The sequence below is a fragment of the Acinetobacter sp. T_3_1 genome (assembly GCF_025377055.1).
GTDB classification, from domain to species: domain Bacteria; phylum Pseudomonadota; class Gammaproteobacteria; order Pseudomonadales; family Moraxellaceae; genus Acinetobacter; species Acinetobacter kookii.
Genome location: NZ_JACHVD010000028.1, coordinates 1 through 17,202, shown reverse-complemented (window position 1 = coordinate 17,202; position 17,202 = coordinate 1). Strand labels below are relative to the sequence as shown.

Here is a 17,202-nt window from a genome sequence, read left to right as displayed (position 1 = left end):
TGGGCAGTCTACGTGAGCGTAGTGACGAGTTGGAGAATCGTATTCTACGTGTGAAGTATTAATTGTAATACCACGTGCTTTTTCTTCTGGTGCAGAGTCAATTGCTGCGTAATCTTTCGCTTCACCGCCGTAAGTTTTTGCACAGATAGTTGCAATTGCAGCAGTTAAAGTAGTTTTACCATGGTCGACGTGACCAATTGTGCCCACGTTTACGTGTGGTTTGTTACGTTCGAACTTAGCCTTAGCCATGAGATCTTCCTTATTAAAATACTTATGGAGGGTTAGCTCCATAAGTGATTTTGGTTTTTAACTATGAATTAGTTTGGGCTTATAGTAATCGAAAGATTACTCGTCGTCACCTTTTTTACCACCAGTTTGGAATTTAGAAATGATGCCTTCAGCCACGTTACGTGGAGTCTCAGCATATTTAGAGAATTCCATAGAGTAAGTCGCACGACCTTGAGACATAGAACGCATTTGAGTCGCGTAACCAAACATCTCAGCCAATGGAACTTCAGCACGGATTGCTTTAGTACCACCAGGTAAATCGTCCATACCCTGAACCATACCACGACGACGGTTTAAGTCACCCATGATATCGCCCATGTAGTCTTCTGGAGTTTCTACTTCAACTTTCATGATTGGTTCAAGAAGAACAGGATCTGCTTTCATGAAACCATCACGGAAGGCATAAGAACCCGCCATTTTGAACGATAATTCGTCAGAGTCGACATCGTGGTAAGAACCGTCGAACAATGTCGCTTTAATGCCCACAACTGGGTAACCAGCCAAGACACCATTCTTCATACGTTCTTGAATACCTTTGTCAACCGCACCGAAGAATTCTTTAGGTACTACACCACCTACAACTTCTTCAGCGAATTCGTATTCTTTACCAGCGTCAGTATCCATCGGCTCTAAACGTACATATACGTGACCGAATTTACCTTTACCACCAGTTTGACGTACGAACTTACCTTCTTGCTCAACAGTCTTCTTGATTGTTTCGCGGTAAGCTACCATTGGTTTACCAATGTTCGCTTCAACGTTGAATTCACGTTTCATACGGTCAACGATGATGTCAAGGTGAAGCTCACCCATACCAGCAATAATGGTTTGACCAGATTCTTCATCTGTGCGTACACGGAACGATGGATCTTCTTTTGCCAAACGGCCAAGAGCGATAGACATTTTCTCTTGGTCAGCTTTAGTCTTAGGCTCTACAGCTAAAGAAATTACTGGCTCAGGGAATTCCATACGTTCAAGAGTGATGATTGCTTTTTCATCACATAATGTATCACCAGTAGTAACGTCTTTAAGACCTACACATGCAGCGATATCACCCGCGCGGATTTCATCAACGTCTTGACGTTCGTTAGCGTGCATTTGCACGATACGGCCGATACGTTCACGTTTAGATTTCACTGGGTTATATACCGGGTCGCCTTGTTTAAGCACACCAGAATACACACGTACAAATGTCAAGTTACCTACGAATTTGTCGTTCATGATTTTGAACGCAAGCGCAGAGAACGGAGCATCGTCAGACGCTTCACGAGTTGCTTTAGTCTCGTCTTTGTCGTCAAGGATACCTTCGATCGCTTTAACTTCAGTCGGAGATGGCAAAAATTCAATTACTGCGTCCAACATACGTTGAACACCTTTGTTTTTGAACGCTGTACCGCAAAGCATTGGTTGAATTTCACAAGCCAAAGTTTGAGTACGTAAACCAGCAACGATATCTTCTTTAGAAAGATCACCGTTCTCCAGGTATTTGTCCATCAACTCTTCAGATGCTTCAGCCGCAGCTTCAACCATGTTGGTACGCCATTCTTCGGCAGTATCAAGAAGGTCAGCAGGGATTTCACCGTACTCGAACTTCATACCTTGAGAAGCTTCATCCCAGATGATCGCTTTCATTTCGATCAAGTCAATTACGCCTTGGAAGTTTTCTTCAGCGCCAACAGGGATTACAACTGGTACAGGGTGTGCACCCAGACGAGTTTTCATTTGTTCAACAACACGGAAGAAGTTGGCACCGGTACGGTCCATCTTGTTCACGAATGCTAAACGAGGAACTTGGTATTTGTTCGCTTGACGCCATACAGTTTCAGACTGAGGTTGTACACCACCTACAGCACAGTAAACCATACATGCACCATCAAGAACACGCATAGAACGTTCAACTTCGATGGTGAAGTCAACGTGTCCCGGGGTATCGATTACGTTGATACGGTGTTCAGGGAACTGCTTAGACATACCTGACCAGAATGTAGTAGTCGCAGCTGAAGTGATGGTAATACCACGTTCCTGCTCTTGTTCCATCCAGTCCATTGTTGCTGCACCATCATGTACTTCACCAATTTTGTGAGATACACCTGTGTAGAACAAGATACGTTCTGTAGTTGTGGTTTTACCCGCATCAATGTGCGCAGAAATACCAATATTACGATAACGAGAAATTGGGGTTTGACGAGCCATGATTTCTTGCATTCCTAAATTTGTTGTTTAAAACAGGACGCTTTAAGCCGCTTGGCAGCTTAAAGCGATTCGATGACAAAGCAGTGAAAACTGGCTCATCACCCTCCTGAATAGGGGCTGTTTTAACCGCTTAGAAGCGATAGTGAGAGAAGGCTTTGTTGGCTTCAGCCATACGGTGCACATCTTCACGTTTTTTGACTGCAGCGCCTTTACCTTCAGATGCATCAAGCAACTCGCCAGCAAGACGTAAAGCCATAGTTTTTTCAGAACGCTTAGCAGCAGCATCTACCAACCAACGCATAGCTAGGGCAGTACGACGGGATGGGCGTACTTCCATAGGCACTTGATAAGTAGCACCACCAACACGGCGTGCTTTTACTTCGACCATAGGGCGAACTTTTTCAAGAGTAGTCTCGAAAAATTCTACTGGGTCTACTTTAGATTTTTCTTGAACGCGGTCTAAAGCACCGTAAACGATACTTTCAGCAATAGATTTTTTACCATCTTGCATTACGTGGTTCATGAATTTAGCGATTGTTTGGCTGCCGAACTTAGGATCCGGAAGGATTTCACGGGCAGCGACTACGCGACGTCTTGGCATTTTAATACACCTATAAATATGACACTTCAGGTTTATCCAGCATGAGTACAAAGTGTCATGTACATTCGCTGGCCTTACTACACGTCGCTTGAATTTCACAAATTTAAATGCAGAAATCAGACAAGCGAGACGATAAAGGATTGCGGTTCTACGTTCTTAAAAAGCTAATCTAAAAAGATTATTTCTTAGGACGTTTAGTACCGTATTTAGAACGAGACTGGTTACGATCTTTAACACCAGCGCAGTCTAAAGAACCACGAACGGTATGGTAACGTACACCTGGTAAGTCTTTAACACGACCACCACGGATAAGCACAACGCTGTGCTCTTGCAGGTTATGGCCTTCACCACCGATGTAGCTTGATACTTCAAAACCAGAAGTTAAGCGAACACGGCAAACTTTACGCATTGCTGAGTTAGGTTTTTTAGGTGTAGTTGTGTAAACACGTGTACAAACACCACGACGTTGTGGACAAGCCTTCAACGCAGGAACTTTTGATTTTTCAATCAAAGTCGTACGACCCTTACGGATCAACTGATTTGTTGTTGCCATTTGGCAATTCTCCCGTTAATAAAAAGCCTCAAAAAAATACCACTTTTTGAGGGCACACAATTGTAAGCGAAGATAGAAAAATGGTCAATATTCGAGGCCATGTCAAATATTGACCACTTTCTTATATATAGGTCAGTAGATGCGTTTTTTAAAGACTCTAGCCCAGGCTTTTACACCTTCTATTTTGTAACTTTTTTCTTGGTTGGTTTAGGTGCTTCATTTTGTTCAGGTTGGGAAGCGGCAAGCTGTTCACTGCCCGCGTCAATTTCTTGAACATCTGCCTGAGCATAGTCACCTATTTCCGGTTCATCTAGCGTGATGGCCGGTTTTTGCGGCTCAACCTGGGCATGCGGTTCGACCATGTGTTCAGCCAAATATTCTAATCCCTGTTCTACCCGCTCACTTTTACGCTCGTCATCCGCGATGGCATCTTCGGCTTTCTTTTTAATGGTCACTTTGGCAATAGGACCATGCCCTTCCACTGCAATATCCTGATCCAGTTTAAGCTCGCCGGAATTCAGCTCGTCTTTAGTAAAGGGGTTTAGTAACCTTGGCGCTGCCTGTGCCAACAGCTCCAGGGATTTTTCATAAGCCGCAATAGGAGACAATTCCGCTCCTTGATGCTGCTGCAAATAGCTTCTGGCATGGGAAAAGATTTGCTGGGCTTTCTGGTTGACATCTTCCACCAGTTTCCAGCTATAGGCTGCACCTATACCTGCTCCGGCAACCGGCGTCAATTTACTGATCAAAGAAACTTTTGGAAGATGATTCAACCAGTTCCATTTCATTTCGCCATTTTCATTGACCAGCCATTTTTTTAGTGGCTCACTGTCATTGCTGGAACCCAGCATGTTTTGCAATTGGGCGGTATCATTGGTTTGCAGCATATTGGACACGATTTTGAGTGCCATCAATACACTTTGTTTTTCAGCAATCTGACCCAAGTCGATTTGTTTAAACACAAACTGGACAATATCCTGTTCGGTGTCTTTATTCAGTTCAAAGCCATAAGCACGCCCGACCTGATAAATCATGCGCAAGGACATCAGCAGCGACAAAGGCACGTCAATCGCTGAACCGACTACGCCTGTGGCACCCGTAACTGCACCCTGTATAGAAGCAAGCCATTTGTTTTGTTCTGCCAATGCCTGACTCAGCCGTTTGGAACGGTCGACATCTTGAGTCAGTTCCTGTAAATCTTTTGCTCCGGCCTGATCCAATACAGTATCTACAGAACTCAGATTTGAAGTGAACTGATTTAAATGGTCAAAAAAATAGTCTGAAACCTTGTCTGAAAAATCTGGCGAAACAAAATTCGCCACACGATTGACCTTGCTGTACTGACGACCCAGCAATTGCCTTGAGACATTGGGTAAATACTCACGTATCACTTGTTGAGGATTATCATATTTTCTGGATTCAAATACGCTTTGAGAACGGGCACTTCCCTCAATGACATGGCCATTGCTCAAGCCTCCTGAGGCCTTGCCTGCATGCTCGGCAGCCGCATGACTCAGTGCATTCATTCCTGTTGCACTGATCTTTTTAGCCACTCCCAAAGCATTCGAGAAGAATCCACCTGAATGTTTATTATTGGTATTTGCCATTCTTTTACCCTCATCTTCTATTCTTACAATTATTGATAAATACTAGGTGTAGTCTAAGTTTATCTCAATACGAATGTGTATCTTTTAGTTAATTATTCCGCGTAAACATTACAGATACATACTGCCGAAATAGGCATAATATTTGCCATAAGAATTCAAAAACCTTTCTGCTATCATGAATGCAACCGAAAGACATGAGTAATGCGCTGGATTGAGGTTTTTACTTTTCTTCCTGAATCAGCTGCCTTTACTCAAAATATCACCATATAAGGGATCTGTAGATGAAGCGTGTTGTAATCACTGGTATGGGTATCAACTCATGCATTGGTAATTCTTTAGAAGATGTCACTCATTCTTTACAAAACGGGATTTCTGGAACACGTTTTAACCCGACTTATGCAGAATTAAACTTTAAGAGCCATGTCAGTGCAGCTGCTGATCAAGATTTTGACCATATTGACCGCAAATTGAAACGCTTCATGGGCGTATGTGCCATGTATGCCTACAACTCGGCGCTTGCTGCAGTAGAACATGCAGGTTTAAGCGTTGAAGAATTGGCCGGCAACCCGCGTTACGGGATTTCAGGCGGTTCAGGTGGCGGTTCAACTGCTTCCGTGATTGAAATGAACGAATTATTGCACACTAAAGGTGCGCGTAAAGTCGGTCCTTTCTTTGTTCCACGTAACATGACCAACACCATTACCGCAAACGTAGGTGTGGCATTCAAATTACAGGGTGTGGCGCATACCATTACCAGCGCATGTGCAACTTCTGCCGATGCCATTGGTTATGCTTATAACCTGATTCAGTTGGGCAAACAGGATTTAATGCTTGCCGGTGGTGGTGAAGAAGATCACTGGTCTCAAAGCTTGTTGTTTGATGCCATGGGTGCACTTTGCTCTAAATACAATGACACACCAGAAACAGCGTCTCGCCCATATTCAGCTGACCGTGACGGTTTCGTGATTGCCGGTGGTGGCGGTTTTGTGGTACTTGAGTCACTGGAACATGCGCAAGCACGCGGTGCAAAAATTTTAGCTGAAGTGGTGGGTTATGCTGCCAACTCTGATGGTGCAGACATGGTCGCTCCAAGCGGTGAAGGCGCAACACGCTGTATCCTGATGGCCCTTGAAGAAGCGAAACAGCATGGCGTGGACAAGATTGACTATGTGAACACGCATGGTACGTCAACGCCTGCAGGCGACGTGACTGAACTGAAAGCGATGGAACGTGCATTCGGTGAAGGTCAGGTTCCGCCTATCAGCTCAACCAAGTCTATGACCGGTCACAGCCTGGGTGCTGCGGGTGTACATGAAGCCATTTACTCTGTCTTGATGATGCAAAACGACTTTATTGCGCCAAACATCAACGTGACTGAACTGGATGAAGGTGCAAAACCGTTTGATATCGTACTTGAAAAACGTGACGCAAAATTGAATACTGTGATGAGTAACAGTTTTGGTTTTGGCGGTGTAAATGCCTGTCTTGTTTTCAAAAAATGGGAAGGCTAAGCTAAGAAGTGTTGATCATTCAGCCATGGATGATCAACTTCTGCCACACTGCCCTTAAAAGGGTGAATGGATGGATGCTCCTTCTGATGCTTTCTTGTGGGTAAAAGCATTACATATTATTGCAGTTGTTTGCTGGTTTGCGGCATTGTTCTACCTGCCACGTTTGTACGTTTACCACGCCATGAGTGAAGATGCGGTGAGTCATCAGCGTTTTGAAGTCATGGAACGTAAGCTATACCGCGGCATCATGTGGCCCTCAATGGTTGCAACACTCATCACCGCGCACTTTCTGGTCGATTGGGGTGATGCAACGCGTCATTACCATGATGCACTGTGGTTTTACCTGAAAGTCGGACTGGTCGGATTATTGGTGATTTACCACTTTGTGTGTGGGTATTACCGTAAAAAACTGATCGGCAATGCGCATTACAAATCACACAAGTTCTGGCGCTTCTTTAATGAAATGCCAACGCTGATTTTATTTGCCGTAGTCATTCTAGTGGTGGTGAAACCCATCTTCTAAGCATCAAAAAAGCCCTCAATCGAGGGCTTTTTTACATCTGACAAAACTTAGTTCAACATTTCCTGATTGCGTTTCATCAGCATCTCCTGATGACGTTTACGCATCCGCGGTTTATACAGGAGCTGATAGGTCACAGCCAAAATAATCAGCCAAAGCGGACTGATCATCAGGGCACGCAAGGTATCGGCTTCCAGACTTAAAATAATCAAAGTAAAGAATAAAAACACCAGTACCACATACGACATCCATATTCCGCCCGGCATTTTAAAAGTGGACTTGGCATGCAGCTCTGGACGCAGTTTACGGTAACGGATATAGCACACCATGATGATGCTCCAGATACTGATAAACAAAATCACGCACAGCGAGCTTGCTAAGGTAAAGGCTTCAACCGTATTCGGTACAAAGTATTGTAATGCTGCACCCGCCATAATAAAGGCACAAGAGAACAATAAACCTTTGGCAGGCACGGCACGCTTGGACAATTGCGCCAGGTTTTGCGGAGCCTGCCCTTCCCGCGCCAAGCCAAACAGCATGCGCGATGTTGAAAACACACCGCTGTTCATGGAAGACATGACCGATGACAGCACCACCAGGTTCATGATAATCGCTGCTGCACCAATGCCTGCATGCATGAACAGCGACACAAAGGGACTTTGATCCGCAGGAATCTGGTTCCACGGAGTCACCGACATCACAATGAACAGCGACAATACATAAAACAGAATAATCCGGGTCGGAATGGCATTCACCGCTTTTGGCAAGTTCTTTTCAGGGTCTTGGGTTTCTGCCGCCATGGTTCCGATCAGTTCCACACCCACAAAAGCAAACAAGGCAATCTGGAACCCGGCCAGGAAACCGCTGCCACCTTGCGGGAACATGCCGCCATGCGACCAGACATTGCTAAAGCTGGCCAGCGAGCCACCCGGTGCATGAAAATGATTAAACACCATAAATCCGCCAATACCAATCAGCCCCAAAATGGCCAAAATCTTGATGAGCGCAAACCANATGATTAAACACCATAAATCCGCCAATACCAATCAGCCCCAAAATGGCCAAAATCTTGATGAGCGCAAACCAGAATTCAATCTCGCCGAACAAACGTACGGCGAGCATATTAATGCCGAGCACCAGCAACACGCAGGCCACGCTGATCATGGCCTGTCCTGATGGGGTAAAGGCCATCCCTTCAGGCAGCCAAAAGCCAAGATAGTTGATAATGGCAGCCAGGTCGGCAATGCCGACCAGCACCCAGCCCAGCCAGTATGACCAACCAATATAGTAACCTGCACCCGGACCAATCAGGTCATGCGCCATGTCGATAAAGGATTTGTAGTGCAGGTTAGAGAGTAAAATTTCACCCAATGCGCGCATCAGGAAAAAGAACATGGTACCAATGATCATATAGATCAATAAAATTGAAGGCCCAGCCAGGGAGATGGTTTTGCCTGAGCCCATAAAAAGGCCTGTCCCAATCGCGCCACCAATGGCAATCAGTTGCAGGTGACGGTTGGACAGTTTTCGTTGTAGTTCATGCGATGATGCCTTGGCATCGTCTGCTCGTGGTGTAGTGGTCATAACTGAACATCCTTTTAACATACGATTGCGTGTAAACCATGTGCTTTACATTGCCAGTCATCCCAACCAGCGACATTTACACGCCAGGCAGCACATCAGTCTGCCCTGCGGGGAGATTTTTAGGTCAAGGCTGTGCCGCCGTTACAGCAATTTCAATCAGCCAGTCCGGATTGACCAAATCTGCCTGAATGGTGGCACGTGAAGGAGGAGTACAACCTTTCATCCAGTCAATCCAAATGGCATTAACGGTTGAAAAGTCAGCGAGATTTTTAATATAAAGCTGTGCAGACAGCAGCCGGGATTTATCCGTTCCAGCCAAAGCCAGCAGTTCATCAATCGTGGCTAAAATTTCACGGGTTTGACCGGCCACATCATTATCGGTATTTTTCGGTACCTGTCCAGAGAGATAGACCACCTGATTAAATACCGTCACCGCACTCATGACATCATTACTGTTGAATTTTTGAATGTTGTCAGCTGACATATACATTTCCTTGTATCAATGAATTAAATAAATAATCTGATTTTCAATAATTTAATCTTGAATAAAATTGACTCTGGCAGTGACTGCACACATCAGCTCATAGCCAATGGTGCCTGAACCTGCCGCCACTTCATCAATACTAAGTACAGTGCCGTGTTTCGATGTCCCCCACAGCACCACTTCACTACCGACTTGGGCACTTGGGAGATGAGATAAATCGACGGCCAGCATGTCCATGCTGATACGACCGACCAAACTGCTGCGTTGACCATCGACTAAAATAGGCGTACCTGTTGCGGTAATACGCTGATAACCATCGGCATAACCGCAAGCCACAATACCAATATGCATCTCGCGTTCAGCAACAAATCTGGAGCCATAACCGACACTATCCCCCGCTTTGAGCCTTTGAACCGCAATAATTTCACTACGCAGGCTCATCGCAGGTTGCAGGTTCCAGTCTTGAATAGAATGGCTTGGATAATCTGGAGAACTGCCGTACAGCATGATGCCGCTACGGATCACATCCGACTGCAACCGTGGATGGCGTAAGATGGCGGCGCTGTTGCTGACTGAACGCGCACCCGGTAAATCATGGGTGATTGAATCAAACAACTGGCATTGATGCTCAATGCCGTCACGTCCTAAACGCTCACCATCAGCATCCGAGAAATGCATCATATGGGTCAAACATTGAACTTGAGGCAAGTTTGAAAGCTGCTGCCACACTTGACGATACTGTTCAGGGCGGAAACCCAAACGGTTCATGCCACTGTTCATTTTCAGGTAAACATCAAACCGGGCGGGTCTGGGGAATCGGGCCAACCATTCAATCTGATATTGGCTATGAATGGTGAAACTTAAATTCAGCTCATCACACTCAAACAGGTCTTGCTCGGAAAAGATGCCCTCAAGCAACAAGACGGGACCTTTCCAGCCCAGGGCACGAATGCGTTTCGCCTCTGCCAAATCAAGCAGCGCAAAACCATCGGCAGATTTGAAAGCTTGATAGACGCGCTCAATGCCATGACCATAGGCATTTGCTTTCACCACCGCATAGACCTGGCTATTCGGCATTTTTTGACGTGCAATAGAGAGATTGTGCTGCAGTGACTGATGATGAATCACTGCAGTAATCGGACGTGGCATGTTGTTCTTCCTTGAATCAATCTGACCTAAAACAGATTAGGCTGCTGAAGGGTAACGTTGGATCGATAAACCTTCGGTACTGATGTCCGGTTGATGGTTCATGACCAGGTCACTGATGAGCTTGCCTGAGCCGCAGGCCATGGTCCATCCCAGCGTGCCGTGACCGGTGTTGAGGAACAGGTTTTTAAAACGGGTTGCACCAATAATCGGAGTGGAGTCCGGTGTCATTGGACGCAAGCCGGTCCAGAAGGTCGCTTCTGCCAGGTTTCCACCCGGGAACAAATCCTTGGTGACCATTTCCAGCGTGGCACGGCGGTCCTGGTTCAGGCCATGGTTAAAGCCACTCAGCTCAGCCATGCCACCCACCCGGATACGCTGATCAAAACGGGTAATGGCAATCTTGTAAGTCTCATCCAGCACCGTAGACTGCGGTGCAAATGCTGGATCTACAATTGGAATGGTGAGTGAATAGCCTTTCACCGGATAAACCGGCAAATTCAGGTGCAGTGGTTTTAAGAAGTCACGTGAATAACTGCCAAATGCCAGAACATAACGGTCTGCTGTGAGGACTTGGCCATTTACCAGCACACCCTTGATGTCATCTCCCTCAAGCACCAGTTTTTCAACGTTTTGGTTAAATTTAAATTCTACACCCAGCTCTTTGGCCAAGTTTGCAAGCGCATTGGTAAATAGGTAGCAGTCGCCAGTTTCATCATTCGGTAAATGCAGGCCACCGACCAGTTTATCTTTGGCAAATTCCAAAGCAGGTTCCACTTTGGCCAGATCATCTTTGAGCAAAAGTTCATGCTCCACGCCACATTCTTTTAGCACCTGAATGTCACGTTGCACCATGTCCAGTTGCGCTTCATTACGAAAAACTTGCAAGGTACCTTTAGAACGGTTTTCATAGTGAATGCCGGTTTCTTTACGCAGCTCTCTGAGACAGTCACGGCTATACTCTGCCACCCGGGTCATGCGCTCTTTATTAATGGCATAGCTGTGCGGATTGCAGTTCTTGAGCATCTGCGCCATCCACTGTAATTGCCACATGCTGCCATCCATATTGATGGCAAGCGGTGCATGATGCTGGAACATCCACTTGACTGCTTTAAATGGAATACCGGGTGCTGCCCACGGCGTTGAATAACCCGGCGAAACTTGACCTGCATTGGCAAAACTGGTTTCTTCAGCAGGACCAGACTGACGGTCCAAGACAGTAACGGTTGCTCCCTGTTGTGCGAGGTAATACGCACTGGCAACCCCGATGACACCACTACCCAAGACAATTACACGCATTGCTTATCCCTAACGCATACTAGTTTATTTCACTAGTATATTTTTTGATTGATAGTTTTTTTCACTGTTTTAAGCACTATAATCTAGCTAATTTTATAGTTTTGTCGCGAAAAAATTCTAAAAAAAGGAAAATCATAATGCGCAAATTAGACCGTATAGATCAGCAGATTCTGGATATTTTGCAGCGCGATGGGCGGATTGCGATTAGTGAATTGGCATCTCGGGTCAACCTGTCTACCACCCCCTGTTCGGAGCGGGTCAAACGTCTGGAACGCGATGGCATCATCATGGGCTATTATGCGCGGCTGAATCCGCAACTGGTCGATCGCAACCTGTTAGTATTTTTAGAAATTAAACTATCTGCAAAATCGGGCGATGTGTTTGATCAGGTGGCACGTGATTTGGTGGAAATTCCTGAGGTTCTGGAATGTCACCTGATTTCAGGCGAATTTGATTATCTGGTGAAAGCGCGCTTAAAGGAAATGAGTGCCTATCGACGTCTGCTCGGCGACTTACTTAAAAAACTTCCCTCCTCCGCTTCCTCACACAGTTACATTGTCATGGAAGAAGTGAAGGAAAGTTTTTATCTGGATCTGCGTTAATAGTCCCCAAAGCTTGATTCAGGGTAAATACCGAGGAAGTTGCGTACTCATGTTGAGTTAAACAAATTGAAGTAATTCAGCAAAGGTTTTAATCCGCGCTTTAGGTGCAGCTGCTGTCAACTCTTGATCAGAGCCATAACCATACTCGACTGCGATGGTGTCTATCCCATTGCTGCGGGCACCAAAAATATCGTGCTCACGGTCACCCACCATCACACATTCAGCCGGATTTAACTTTTCCTTTTCAAGAATATAGGCAATCAACTCGCCCTTGTTGGTACGCTCACCATTCAGCTCACTGCCATAGGCATAATTAAAATATTGCAGCAGATCAAAATGTTCTAAAATCTGCTTGGCATAGATTTGAGGTTTTGCCGTAGCCAAATACAAACGGAAGTCCTTTTGCTGCAAGGTTTGCAAAGTTGCAGCCACATCTTCAAAAACATGGTTTTCATATAAGCCGGTCACAGCAAAGCGTTCCCGATAGCCCATCAAGGCCTGCTCAGCCAGAACATCATCTACCGGCACATTTAAAATTTTCGCCAAAGAGGCCTGCAAAGGTGGACCAATAATCCAGTCGATGTTGACCTCATCGGCAATTGGATGGCCCACTTTAGCCAGACCATAACGTGCCGAAGTGGTAATCCCCACTTTGGGATCAGTTAATGTTCCGTCTAAATCAATCAAAATATTCTTAATCACCAACCGACCCTTCAACTTAAATTTTTACTTCACAAATACTATCGAGACTTGGCTCAAAGTTGCCTATACTAACGCAAATTTTGTGATTTAAGGACATCATTGTGCGCCCTACTGTACTTTGCTTTTCTGGTTTAGACCCATCGGGTGGCGCTGGCTTGCAGGCAGATATTGAAGCGATTGGCCAAAGTGGTGCACATGCAGCAATTGCCTGTACTGCGCTGACCATTCAAAACTCGCAGCAGGTGTTTGGTTTTGAAGCGACCTCCAAAGAATTATTGCTGGCCCAAGCGCATGCCGTGGTCAGTGATTTACCGATTAAATGTGTGAAATCCGGTATGTTAGGCACCACAGACAATATTGCCGCTTTGGCTGAATTTTTACGTGAACATCCTGAATATTTATATGTGCTCGATCCAGTTCTGGTGGCCAATAGCGGCGGTTCACTGGGCGATCAAGCCACACTGGTGAAAGCATTTGTGGAGCTGATTCCGTTGGCTACTGTGCTGACCCCGAACACCGTTGAACTCCGAGCCTTAACTGGCGTGGAAGATATCGACCAGGCTGTAGCAAAACTTTTTGCCATGGGTGCCAAAGCCATTTTAGTGAAAGGTGGACACGAGGATACCCCTGACTATATCCGCAATGTGCTATACGTAGAGGGTGAACTGGTGTCTGAAACCCGGTGTCCTCGCCTTGAAGGTCAATATCACGGTTCAGGCTGTTCGCTGGCCAGCTTTATTGCCGGCCGTTTAGCACAAGGTGATGACTTAAAACAGGCGGTCAACCATGCCGAAACCTGGCTGTTTGGCGTGCTGAAAAAAGCGGAATCCCCGGTGCCGAATGGTCAGAAAATTCCGAAACGGTTTTAAAAATCCATCTGCTGCATAATCATCTGCATACGAACCTGCATAAAACCCTGATGATCAGTCCGCTATTCGGGTTTGATCTTGGTTTTTTTACTTTTTATATTCAAAAAATAAAGCATGTATACATACATGCTTTAATTAAACATTGACCTGATTTAAACAATCAGAATTAAGCAATCAGGTCTTTAATGGTGGTACTCGAACCATTATTTTTCACCGATTCAATCCCTTTCTCACGTGACTGCTCGCTTGAGTAAAATTGGCTGGTGCCAATAACTTGATAATTTGCTGCTTTTAAATTGAAATAGGGTTTGCCATTTTTTGCTTCCAGACGCTCATAACGACCATCTTCAGGGCTATTTTTCTGCACTGATTCAATGCCATTTTGTGCAGAAGCTTTGGTCTTGTACAATTCGCTGGTCAGAATCACTTCCCCATTGCCCGCTTTCAAAACAAAGCGATATTGCCCATCGCTCGCCTGACTGACTTCATACCATCCTGCCATATAAAATACCCCTTGTTATTGTAAGAGTTATAAAAGAATAGAATTTATATTGTTTAAATAATATGCTATTTGTATTAAATATAAATGACTTTTTATTTCAAAGAAAGCACATTTTATGATCATAATTTAAATCTAGATTATTATGATTTATCGCCTTAAATGAATACATTGCGCTATTTTGATCCAGACACTGTTGATAGCCATCGTTCCATGAACTGCAAGCAAGAGAGTAGACTTCTTTCATAATTATTCACACCCTTTTTATTTTTTTCCCCTTGGGAGAAATAAAGGAAATTTATAAAAGAAGTCTACTAAATTGCCGGTCTATTCTCTCCCCAGCTTTTGATTAACACCCTGCCCTCCCTTAAACAATTTTTTTAGCGTAAGTAGCTTTCTGCATTTCCAGTATTTCCACACAAATCTGTACACTGACTTGGCTTTGTGCAGGAATGTGCTGTTCAAGGGTGTGCAGAATCACTTGAGCAATTTGCTGTTGTAACTCCAGACTACGTCCAGTCAATAAAGAAACTTTGGCATGCACATAGGCTTGTGAAACATCTCCCAAACCAATGACATAATCATGCTGGCAAATGGCACGGCTTTTGAGATCATTCGCAGCACCGACATAAGCTCCCTCGACCAGGGCCTGGTTTAAGGCAAGCAAGAGCGGTTTGGATTGAAAGTTTTCTACATTGTCGGAATATTCAAGATGGATATGCGGCATAACAAGAACTCTTTAACATGAATGACTAAGGTTATAGCATGCTGGTGCTTTAATCATAAAATGGCTCTGTCAATGTTTAAGCCACAATGCTTCTGATAAAAACCAATAGTACGATAATTCATGCAGTCACGACTTCATAAAAAAAAGCTCCGGCATATCGCCAGAGCTTTTTGGGTTTTAATGTCGTGAATTAAGCTTTTTTCACAAATTCAGATTTTAATTTCATGGCACCAAAGCCATCCACTTTACAGTCCAGATCATGACCATCGCTTGAGTCCGGTAATAAACGAATGTTCTTCGCCTTGGTTCCCACTTTAATTACCGATGAAGAACCTTTGATTTTCAGATCTTTAATCAGGGTAACCGTATCGCCATCAGCAAGCACATTGCCATTTGCATCTTTAATAATTGTAGCCTGTTCAGTACTGCTTTCGCCTTCTTTCCATTCATGAGCGCATTCTGGGCAAATCAGCAAATCGCCATCTTCATAAGCATATTCTGAGTTACATTTGGGGCAATTTGGCAAAGACATAAAAAACCTCAAAAACTTTATTATAACATTTTATAAAGCAATCTTTTGCTAAAACCTTATTTATATTATGGAATAAACATGCTCAGCAGATGCTTTCAGCTTTCTTCCAAAACCTGTTTAAGTACAATTACATGATTATGGTTTTCACTTTTAGCCGCAGTGATGAGGCTGACTTTTTCTTGTTTGGCCATCTCTCTGATTTGCTGCAACACCTCTGTTTGTAAGCGCAGTTCAGCCCTGTAACGTTGCTGGAATTCGTCCCAATGTTCGGGGTCATGCGCATACCATTTTCGCAGCTCAGTCGATGGCGTGATTTCTTTAGGCCACCAATCAATTTTGGCATCTGCCTTTGTAATGCCTCTAGGCCACAGCCGGTCAACCAGAATCCGTTTGCCGTCTGAAGCCAGAACTTCTGCATAAGCACGTTTAATTTGAATGTTCATCACACAGCAGCTATTGATCTGGAATTTCAGGAGTAACCAGTAAAGTGAGCAGTTGCAATGACTCCTGCCATCCCAAATAACAGGCTTCCACTGGAATAACCTCAGGAATGCCTGATTGGGTAATATGCACTTCGGTTCCCACGGACACTGCTTTGAATTGAATGATTACTTCAATGTTTCCGGGCAAATTGGGATCATCGAACTGGTCACTATAGCGCAACAATTGGTTGGGTATAATTTCATGATAGGTACCACCAAAGGAATGGCTAGAACCGGTAGAAAAATTGCTAAACGACATTTTATAGGTCCCACCGACTTTGGCATCCAGATGATGAACTTTAGCCGTAAAACCATGGGGTGCCATCCACTTGACCAGAGCATCCGGGTCAATAAATGCTTTAAACACCCGTTCCGGTGGGGCGGTAAATATGCGATGCAGTTTCACTGTATTGCTTTCAGTCATTTGCGAACCTCGTCTTATTGTTATTTTTAAAATGCAAGTTGATTGCCACTCTACTGTCCCATAATTTGAACTTTATTTCAGCACCAAATCAATATGATGACATTTTATATTTAAACATTTGATATTTAAATTCAATTTTTTTTCACAGCCTTGTCTTTTCTTTAAAAGTTCAAGTAACTTTGTGTAGGCTGAACCCTACTTTTGACAGACCAAAAGTAGGCAAAAGTCTTTATTCCCCATACACGACATCCTTGTCGTGATGGGAAACGTGTGGCATCCATGCCACACTCATGAATCGAATATCAGCTTAAATCTATTTTCAATTTGGCTTTAGGAACAATTTGTAGTTTCTAAAATGATTTATGAAAGAAGTCTAATATCCCCAAACATTATAGGTCCAGAATAGCGGCATTCAAGCCGATTTTTTTATTTACTTAGATTCTCAAATGAAGTGCAACAGAGATTAAATTATTGGAAGGAAGCAAGATGAGCTAGCATTTTGCTTCCGACCGACCAAAGTCAAAGTTGCATCATGAACTACACTCATCTTACCCAAGAAGAAAGATATCAGATTTATAC

At 44.4% G+C, this 17,202-nt stretch carries 18 protein-coding genes and 1 pseudogene; 4 read left to right on the top strand and 15 right to left on the bottom strand.

Translation table 11 applies throughout. From position 1 onward, the window contains the following. The 5 genes from H4I94_RS15395 to H4I94_RS15375 all read right to left on the bottom strand — a co-directional run. Positions 1 to 249, bottom strand: a 249-nt coding sequence (locus H4I94_RS15395) for a GTP-binding protein (RefSeq protein WP_261183650.1), incomplete at its 3' end; no start/stop codon positions are given. A gap of 96 nt (positions 250 to 345) precedes the next feature. Next, positions 346 to 2,481, bottom strand: coding sequence for an elongation factor G (gene fusA / locus H4I94_RS15390; RefSeq protein WP_092820357.1), 2,136 nt, complete (start codon positions 2,479 to 2,481; stop codon positions 346 to 348). Positions 2,482 to 2,611: 130 nt separating this feature from the next. Further along, positions 2,612 to 3,082 carry a 30S ribosomal protein S7 gene (gene rpsG, locus H4I94_RS15385; RefSeq protein WP_092820358.1) on the bottom strand — a complete coding sequence of 157 codons (471 nt, stop codon included), beginning with the start codon at positions 3,080 to 3,082 and terminating at the stop codon, positions 2,612 to 2,614. A gap of 178 nt (positions 3,083 to 3,260) precedes the next feature. Next, on the bottom strand, positions 3,261 to 3,635 hold the full coding sequence (rpsL, locus tag H4I94_RS15380; protein WP_004648013.1) for a 30S ribosomal protein S12: 375 nt from the start codon (positions 3,633 to 3,635) through the stop codon (positions 3,261 to 3,263). 179 nt (positions 3,636 to 3,814) lie between these two features. Then, on the bottom strand, positions 3,815 to 5,242 hold the full coding sequence (locus H4I94_RS15375) for an EcsC family protein (protein WP_131272644.1): 1,428 nt from the start codon (positions 5,240 to 5,242) through the stop codon (positions 3,815 to 3,817). A gap of 281 nt (positions 5,243 to 5,523) precedes the next feature. On the opposite strand from H4I94_RS15375, the gene H4I94_RS15370 reads away from it, so the two are divergent. Both H4I94_RS15370 and hemJ read left to right on the top strand, forming a co-directional pair. Next, the gene (locus H4I94_RS15370; protein WP_131272645.1) at positions 5,524 to 6,753 is read left to right on the top strand and encodes a beta-ketoacyl-ACP synthase II; all 1,230 of its coding nucleotides are present in this window, start codon (positions 5,524 to 5,526) and stop codon (positions 6,751 to 6,753) included. 70 nt (positions 6,754 to 6,823) lie between these two features. Next, positions 6,824 to 7,276, top strand: coding sequence for a protoporphyrinogen oxidase HemJ (gene hemJ, locus H4I94_RS15365; protein WP_086175357.1), 453 nt, complete (start codon positions 6,824 to 6,826; stop codon positions 7,274 to 7,276). Between the two features lie 47 nt (positions 7,277 to 7,323). Here the strand turns inward: hemJ and H4I94_RS15360 are convergent. The 4 genes and pseudogenes from H4I94_RS15360 to H4I94_RS15345 all read right to left on the bottom strand — a co-directional run bounded on the left by H4I94_RS15360 (position 7,324) and on the right by H4I94_RS15345 (position 11,786). After that, positions 7,324 to 8,857: pseudogene (locus H4I94_RS15360) on the bottom strand (amino acid permease). A 124-nt stretch (positions 8,858 to 8,981) separates the two neighbouring features. After that, a complete protein-coding gene (locus tag H4I94_RS15355; protein WP_214646594.1) occupies positions 8,982 to 9,341 on the bottom strand; it encodes a RidA family protein in 360 nt (119 codons plus the stop codon). Positions 9,342 to 9,392: 51 nt separating this feature from the next. Further along, positions 9,393 to 10,490: an alanine racemase gene (gene alr / locus H4I94_RS15350; RefSeq protein ID WP_261183649.1), complete on the bottom strand. Its 1,098-nt coding sequence runs from the start codon at positions 10,488 to 10,490 to the stop codon at positions 9,393 to 9,395. Between the two features lie 36 nt (positions 10,491 to 10,526). Further along, positions 10,527 to 11,786: a D-amino acid dehydrogenase gene (locus H4I94_RS15345; protein ID WP_261183648.1), complete on the bottom strand. Its 1,260-nt coding sequence runs from the start codon at positions 11,784 to 11,786 to the stop codon at positions 10,527 to 10,529. 137 nt (positions 11,787 to 11,923) lie between these two features. On the opposite strand from H4I94_RS15345, the gene H4I94_RS15340 reads away from it, so the two are divergent. Beyond that, the gene (locus H4I94_RS15340; RefSeq protein WP_086197651.1) at positions 11,924 to 12,388 is read left to right on the top strand and encodes an Lrp/AsnC ligand binding domain-containing protein; all 465 of its coding nucleotides are present in this window, start codon (positions 11,924 to 11,926) and stop codon (positions 12,386 to 12,388) included. Positions 12,389 to 12,445: 57 nt separating this feature from the next. Here H4I94_RS15340 and H4I94_RS15335 read toward each other — a convergent pair whose 3' ends face one another. Further along, the gene (locus H4I94_RS15335; protein ID WP_261183647.1) at positions 12,446 to 13,090 is read right to left on the bottom strand and encodes an HAD-IA family hydrolase; all 645 of its coding nucleotides are present in this window, start codon (positions 13,088 to 13,090) and stop codon (positions 12,446 to 12,448) included. A 101-nt stretch (positions 13,091 to 13,191) separates the two neighbouring features. On the opposite strand from H4I94_RS15335, the gene H4I94_RS15330 reads away from it, so the two are divergent. Beyond that, complete coding sequence (locus H4I94_RS15330; RefSeq protein WP_261183646.1) at positions 13,192 to 13,959, top strand: hydroxymethylpyrimidine/phosphomethylpyrimidine kinase; 768 nt, start codon at positions 13,192 to 13,194, stop codon at positions 13,957 to 13,959. 166 nt (positions 13,960 to 14,125) lie between these two features. Here H4I94_RS15330 and H4I94_RS15325 read toward each other — a convergent pair whose 3' ends face one another. From H4I94_RS15325 to H4I94_RS15305, 5 genes are all read right to left on the bottom strand, one after another. After that, on the bottom strand, positions 14,126 to 14,461 hold the full coding sequence (locus tag H4I94_RS15325; RefSeq protein ID WP_131272650.1) for a YegP family protein: 336 nt from the start codon (positions 14,459 to 14,461) through the stop codon (positions 14,126 to 14,128). 364 nt (positions 14,462 to 14,825) lie between these two features. Continuing rightward, positions 14,826 to 15,185: a 5-carboxymethyl-2-hydroxymuconate Delta-isomerase gene (locus tag H4I94_RS15320; protein ID WP_261183645.1), complete on the bottom strand. Its 360-nt coding sequence runs from the start codon at positions 15,183 to 15,185 to the stop codon at positions 14,826 to 14,828. A 190-nt stretch (positions 15,186 to 15,375) separates the two neighbouring features. Beyond that, positions 15,376 to 15,717 (bottom strand): zinc ribbon domain-containing protein YjdM, encoded by a 342-nt coding sequence (locus H4I94_RS15315; RefSeq protein ID WP_261183644.1) that lies wholly within the window; start codon positions 15,715 to 15,717, stop codon positions 15,376 to 15,378. A 95-nt stretch (positions 15,718 to 15,812) separates the two neighbouring features. Further along, complete coding sequence (locus tag H4I94_RS15310; RefSeq protein ID WP_261183643.1) at positions 15,813 to 16,160, bottom strand: DUF488 domain-containing protein; 348 nt, start codon at positions 16,158 to 16,160, stop codon at positions 15,813 to 15,815. 10 nt (positions 16,161 to 16,170) lie between these two features. Further along, positions 16,171 to 16,623: an SRPBCC family protein gene (locus H4I94_RS15305; protein ID WP_261183642.1), complete on the bottom strand. Its 453-nt coding sequence runs from the start codon at positions 16,621 to 16,623 to the stop codon at positions 16,171 to 16,173. Positions 16,624 to 17,202 lie beyond the last annotated feature (579 nt).